This window comes from Pseudomonas sp. SDO5532_S415 (assembly GCF_054071155.1).
This window is the reverse complement of the sequence record NZ_JBSVWS010000273.1, coordinates 1-4715: the sequence shown is the minus strand read 5'-3', so window position 1 is coordinate 4715 and position 4715 is coordinate 1. Positions and strand designations below refer to the sequence as shown.

Here is a 4715-nt window from a genome sequence, read left to right as displayed (position 1 = left end):
GGGAACGCATTCCAACTGTGGGAGCGAGCCTGCTCGCGAATGGGGCGACGCGGTTTTCATGCCGAACACTCAAGAATCTGAATAAGGACATTTGCACTCACCGTGGCCACTTACTCGCTCGTTATTCGCCGGTTGATGATCGTTTCGCTGACCATCGTCGTCAGCCGTGCCATCACCAGCCCGTTGCTCACGCTGTTCTTGAGCAACAAACTGGGCCTCAACCAACAGGACGTTGGTTTGCTGCTTGGTATCGCGGTGTTCATCGCCACCCTGCTCGCCCTGTATGGCGGCTACATCATCGACCGCCTGGAAAAGCGCCGGTTGCTGATTCTGGCGATGCTTTCCAGTGCCATCGGCTTCGTGCTGCTGACCTTCGCCGAAAACCTCTACCTGACCACTGTCACCCTGGTGATCACCGAGACGGCCTCGGCGCTGTTTCTCATCGGTTCCAAAGCGATCCTCAGCGAAAACCTGCCCATGGGCCAGCGCGCCAAGGCGTTTTCCCTGCGCTACACCTTGACCAACATCGGCTACGCCACCGGTCCCATGCTGGGCGTAGTGATCGCCGGCTACTATCCGATCGCGCCGTTCCTGATTGCCGGCGCCATCGCCTTTCTCAGTATCTTCCTGATGATCGGCATCCCGAAGGATTCGGCGCAGACCCCGGTCATTGGCCAACCGCAGAGCTTCCTCAAGACCCTGGTGACCCTGAAGAACGACCGCACCCTGATCATGTTCACCTGCGGTTGCCTGCTCAGCACCGTGGTCCACGGGCGTTTCACCCTGTACCTGTCGCAGTACCTGCTGGTGACCCACGATTCCAAAACCGCCCTGGACATCATGGCCGCCCTGCTCGCCTGCAACGCCGTCAGTGTGATCCTGTTGCAGTACCAGATCGGCCGCTTCCTCAATCGCGAAAAGCTGCGCTTCTGGATCGCCGGTGGCACCGGCCTGTTCATTCTCGGCTTGATCGGCTTCAGCCTGGCCGACGGCATGGTCAGTTGGTGCGTGGCGATGTTCATCTTCACCCTCGGGGAAATGATCATTTACCCGGCCGAATTCCTCTTCGTCGACACCCTGGCCCCGGAAGAATTGCGCGGCAGTTACTACGGCGCACAGAACCTGGCGGCCCTCGGCGGTGCATTGAGCCCGGTGATTTGCGGCTTCCTGCTGATGCACACGCCGGCACCGACCATGTTCTACGCCTTGAGTGCACTCACCGCCATGGGCGGATTCCTGTGTTTCATGAGTGGCCGGCGCGTGGTGTTACATCAGAATTAATGAACTGAAGCTTCATTAATATGAATTTGTCAGCATCAGCAAGGATCGGCACACTGTCGTCGTTCCTCCCCCAATTGTTGGAACAACTTCAAGGGCTTTCTGGGTATCCCAGACAAGCCTTTTTTTTTCCTCGGTTTTTTGTCAACGGAATGGTTTCCTCATGCTCGCTCGCTGGTTGCCCGCCGCCATCAACACCCGCCCCACCGAATGGAGCCGCGCCGCCATCGGCATGGCCCTCGGAACGATGCTCAGCGTGTGGCTGTGCGGTCAGGTGTTCGGCATCGAGGTGGCGCAGCATTTGATCGGCCCGCTGGGTGCTTCGGCGGTGTTGTTGTTCGCGGTGTCTTCCGGCGCACTGGCGCAGCCATGGTCGATTGTCGGCGGCTACTTGAGCGCCGGCGTGGTTTCGCTGCTGGTGGCCCATGTGCTGGGGCGCACGCTGGGCAGTGCTTGCCTGGCGGCCGGCATGGCCCTGATCCTGATGTGCTGGCTGCGTTGCCTGCACCCACCGGCCGGCGCGCTGGCGTTGACCCTGGTGCTGGCGGACCCGGCGACCATTGCCATGGACTGGAAAGCCCTCGGCCCGGTGATGCTCGGCGCTACGATCATGTTGCTCAGCGCCCTGGCCTACAACAACCTGACGCGCATCCGATACCCCAAGCGCCCCGCTGAACCAGTGGCTGTGGTACCTGCCGACCATCCGCCCACCGACAGCCAGGCCATCACCGCCCAGGATTTGAAACTGGCGCTGGCCGACATGGAAGCTTTCTTCGACGTCACGCCTGAAGACCTGGAACAACTGATTCACGCCAGTGAGTTACATGCGAAACGTCGCAGTATTGGTGAAGTCCTGAGCCGTAGAACCTGACACTGAGCACCCCCTGTGGCAGCGAGCCTGCTCGCGAAAGCGCCATATCTGACGACATCAATGTTGAATGACATACCGTCTTCGCGAGCAGGCTCGCTCCCACAGGGGGCGCACGCGATCGTCATTGCAAATATGCAGAAAGCCCCTGCACATTTCCCCGTTGTACATCACAAATTTGCACTGTTACGATCCTGCATCGCTCGCGCGCGAGCTTCTCTATAAAGAACAATAAAAGCAGGGAGTTACTGATGACTGCTCAGGTTTCATCGAGGGCGACCACGCCCATGGATGCCACACACAATGAAGTGCTGGCCGAGGTTCGCAATCACATCGGTCACCTGACCCTCAACCGCCCCGCCGGTCTCAACGCCATCACCCTCGACATGGTTCGCCAATTACAGCGGCAACTGGATGCCTGGGCGGGCGACGCCAACGTACAGGCCGTTGTCCTGCGCGGCGCCGGGGAAAAAGCCTTCTGTGCCGGCGGCGACATTCGCTCGCTCTACGACAGCTTCAAAAGCGGCGACACGTTGCACGAAGACTTCTTCGTCGAGGAATACGCCCTCGACCTCGCGATCCACCACTACCGCAAACCGGTACTCGCCTTGATGGACGGTTTCGTCCTGGGCGGCGGCATGGGCCTGGTGCAGGGCGCCGACTTGCGGATAGTCACCGAGAAGAGCCGTCTGGCGATGCCGGAAGTGGGTATCGGCTATTTCCCGGATGTCGGCGGCAGTTATTTCCTGCCGCGCATCCCTGGTGAACTGGGGATTTACCTGGGTGTCAGCGGCGTGCAGATCCGCGCGGCCGATGCCCTGTATTGCGGCCTGGCCGACTGGTACCTGGACAGCAGCAAGCTGGCTACGCTGGATGAAAAACTCGACCAACTGCAATGGCACGAGTCACCGCTGAAGGACCTGCAAGGCTTGCTGGCCAAACTCGCGGTGCAGCAACTGCCCGACGCACCACTCAAAGCACTGCGCCCGGCCATCGACCACTTCTTCGCCCTGCCCGATGTGCCGAGTATTGTTGAACAATTGCGGGAAGTGGCGGTTGCCGACAGCCACGAGTGGGCCACCACCACCGCCGACCTGCTGCAAACCCGTTCGCCGCTGGCCATGGGCGTGACGCTGGAGATGCTGCGACGTGGTCGGCACCTGAGCCTTGAACAATGCTTCGCCCTTGAGCTGCACCTGGACCGCCAGTGGTTCGAGCGCGGCGACCTGATCGAAGGCGTGCGCGCCTTGCTGATCGACAAAGACAAGAACCCGCGCTGGAATCCCCCCACCCTGCAGGCGCTGGACGCCGCACACGTGGCGAGTTTCTTCAACGGGTTTGACCAAAGCGGGAGCTGAGCCATGCACGATATCGAATTGAGCGAAGAACAAGTCATGATCCGCGACATGGCCCGGGACTTTGCCCGCGGCGAAATCGCCCCCCACGCCCAGGCCTGGGAAAAAGCCGGCTGGATCGACGACGGTCTGGTGGCGAAGATGGGCGAACTCGGCCTGCTGGGCATGGTGGTGCCCGAGGAATGGGGCGGCACTTACGTCGACTACGTTGCCTATGCCCTGGCGGTGGAAGAAATCTCGGCCGGCGACGGCGCCACCGGCGCGATGATGAGCATTCACAACTCAGTGGGTTGCGGGCCGGTGCTCAACTACGGCACCGAAGAACAGAAACAGACCTGGCTGGCGGACCTGGCCAGCGGCCAGGCCATCGGTTGTTTCTGCCTGACCGAACCCCAGGCCGGTTCCGAAGCGCACAACCTGCGCACCCGCGCCGAACTGCGCGACGGCCAATGGGTGATCAATGGCGCCAAGCAATTTGTCAGCAACGGCAAACGGGCAAAACTGGCGATCGTGTTTGCGGTGACCGATCCAGACCTGGGCAAGCGCGGCATCTCGGCGTTCCTGGTACCGACCAGTACCCCGGGTTTCACCGTGGACCGCAGCGAACACAAAATGGGCATCCGCGCTTCCGATACCTGCGCGGTGACGCTGAACAACTGCACCGTTGCCGAGGCCAACCTGCTGGGTGAGCGCGGCAAAGGCCTGGCCATCGCGTTGTCCAACCTCGAAGGCGGCCGCATCGGCATCGCCGCCCAGGCCCTGGGCATTGCCCGCGCGGCCTTCGAAGCGGCACTGGCCTACGCCCGGGATCGCGTGCAATTCGACAAGCCGATCATCGAGCACCAGAGCATCGCCAACCTGCTGGCGGACATGCACATGCAACTCAATGCCGCACGGCTGATGATCCTGCATGCCGCGCGTTTGCGCAGCGCCGGCAAACCGTGCCTGTCGGAGGCCTCGCAGGCCAAGCTCTTTGCGTCGGAGATGGCCGAGAAAGTCTGTTCGTCAGCGATACAGATTCATGGCGGGTATGGCTATCTGGAGGATTACCCGGTGGAGCGTTACTACCGGGATGCGCGGATCACGCAGATTTATGAAGGGTCGAGCGAGATTCAGCGGATGGTGATTGCCCGGGAATTGAAAAACTACCTGGTGTAAACCCCAAAAGCTTCGCGAGCAGGCTCGCTCCCACAGGGGATCTCATGTACACCAGA

The 4715-nt window shown here is 61.0% G+C and carries 4 protein-coding genes; all 4 read left to right on the top strand.

Annotated elements, in window-relative coordinates; genetic code table 11:
• Window positions 1–102: 102 nt before the first annotated feature.
• Window positions 103–1281 carry an MFS transporter gene (locus ACW9HW_RS28895; protein ID WP_457402718.1) on the top strand — a complete coding sequence of 393 codons (1179 nt, stop codon included), beginning with the start codon at window positions 103–105 and terminating at the stop codon, window positions 1279–1281.
• Between the two features lie 160 nt (window positions 1282–1441).
• Window positions 1442–2149: an HPP family protein gene (locus ACW9HW_RS28890; protein WP_095194802.1), complete on the top strand. Its 708-nt coding sequence runs from the start codon at window positions 1442–1444 to the stop codon at window positions 2147–2149.
• 248 nt (window positions 2150–2397) lie between these two features.
• Window positions 2398–3504, top strand: coding sequence for an enoyl-CoA hydratase/isomerase family protein (locus ACW9HW_RS28885; RefSeq protein WP_457402716.1), 1107 nt, complete (start codon window positions 2398–2400; stop codon window positions 3502–3504).
• Window positions 3505–3507: 3 nt separating this feature from the next.
• Window positions 3508–4659, top strand: coding sequence for an acyl-CoA dehydrogenase family protein (locus ACW9HW_RS28880; RefSeq protein ID WP_095194800.1), 1152 nt, complete (start codon window positions 3508–3510; stop codon window positions 4657–4659).
• Window positions 4660–4715: the final 56 nt, after the last annotated feature.